Origin of the sequence: Peribacillus sp. NPDC096379, assembly GCF_044762875.1 — a bacterium.
GTDB lineage: Bacteria > Bacillota > Bacilli > Bacillales > DSM-1321 > Peribacillus.
The window spans coordinates 1-1,575 of sequence record NZ_JBIWFD010000018.1; the positions used below are offsets into that span (position 1 = coordinate 1).

The window sequence follows — 1,575 nt, forward strand, 5'->3', positions numbered from 1 at the left end:
TCCTTAGAAAGGAGGTGATCCAGCCGCACCTTCCGATACGGCTACCTTGTTACGACTTCACCCCAATCATCTGTCCCACCTTAGGCGGCTGGCTCCTTGCGGTTACCTCACCGACTTCGGGTGTTACAAACTCTCGTGGTGTGACGGGCGGTGTGTACAAGGCCCGGGAACGTATTCACCGTGGCATGCTGATCCACGATTACTAGCGATTCCGGCTTCATGTAGGCGAGTTGCAGCCTACAATCCGAACTGAGAATGGCTTTATGAGATTCGCTTACCCTCGCGGGTTTGCAGCTCTTTGTACCATCCATTGTAGCACGTGTGTAGCCCAGGTCATAAGGGGCATGATGATTTGACGTCATCCCCACCTTCCTCCGGTTTGTCACCGGCAGTCACCTTAGAGTGCCCAACTAAATGCTGGCAACTAAGATCAAGGGTTGCGCTCGTTGCGGGACTTAACCCAACATCTCACGACACGAGCTGACGACAACCATGCACCACCTGTCACTTTTGTCCCCGAAGGGAAGTCCCTATCTCTAGGGAGGGCAAAAGGATGTCAAGACCTGGTAAGGTTCTTCGCGTTGCTTCGAATTAAACCACATGCTCCACCGCTTGTGCGGGCCCCCGTCAATTCCTTTGAGTTTCAGCCTTGCGGCCGTACTCCCCAGGCGGAGTGCTTAATGCGTTAGCTGCAGCACTAAAGGGCGGAAACCCTCTAACACTTAGCACTCATCGTTTACGGCGTGGACTACCAGGGTATCTAATCCTGTTCGCTCCCCACGCTTTCGCGCCTCAGTGTCAGTTACAGACCAGAAAGTCGCCTTCGCCACTGGTGTTCCTCCAAATCTCTACGCATTTCACCGCTACACTTGGAATTCCACTTTCCTCTTCTGCACTCAAGTTCCCCAGTTTCCAATGACCCTCCACGGTTGAGCCGTGGGCTTTCACATCAGACTTAAGGAACCACCTGCGCGCGCTTTACGCCCAATAATTCCGGACAACGCTTGCCACCTACGTATTACCGCGGCTGCTGGCACGTAGTTAGCCGTGGCTTTCTGGTTAGGTACCGTCAAGGTACCAGCAGTTACTCTGGTACTTGTTCTTCCCTAACAACAGAACTTTACGACCCGAAGGCCTTCTTCGTTCACGCGGCGTTGCTCCGTCAGACTTTCGTCCATTGCGGAAGATTCCCTACTGCTGCCTCCCGTAGGAGTCTGGGCCGTGTCTCAGTCCCAGTGTGGCCGATCACCCTCTCAGGTCGGCTACGCATCGTGGCCTTGGTGAGCCATTACCTCACCAACTAGCTAATGCGCCGCGGGCCCATCTGTAAGTGACAGCCGAAACCGTCTTTCCATCTCTTCTCATGCGAGAAAAGAAATTATCCGGTATTAGCTCCGGTTTCCCGAAGTTATCCCAGTCTTACAGGTAGGTTGCCCACGTGTTACTCACCCGTCCGCCGCTAAATCAAGGGAGCAAGCTCCCTATCATTCGCTCGACTTGCATGTATTAGGCACGCCGCCAGCGTTCGTCCTGAGCCAGGATCAAACTCTCCAAAAAGTGTTTGACTTGCTCATT

The 1,575-nt window shown here is 53.7% G+C and carries 1 rRNA gene; it reads right to left on the reverse strand.

Annotated elements, in window-relative coordinates:
• Positions 1–7: 7 nt before the first annotated feature.
• Positions 8–1,557 (reverse strand): 16S ribosomal RNA (locus tag ACIQZI_RS24250).
• Between the last annotated feature and the right edge of the window lie 18 nt (positions 1,558–1,575).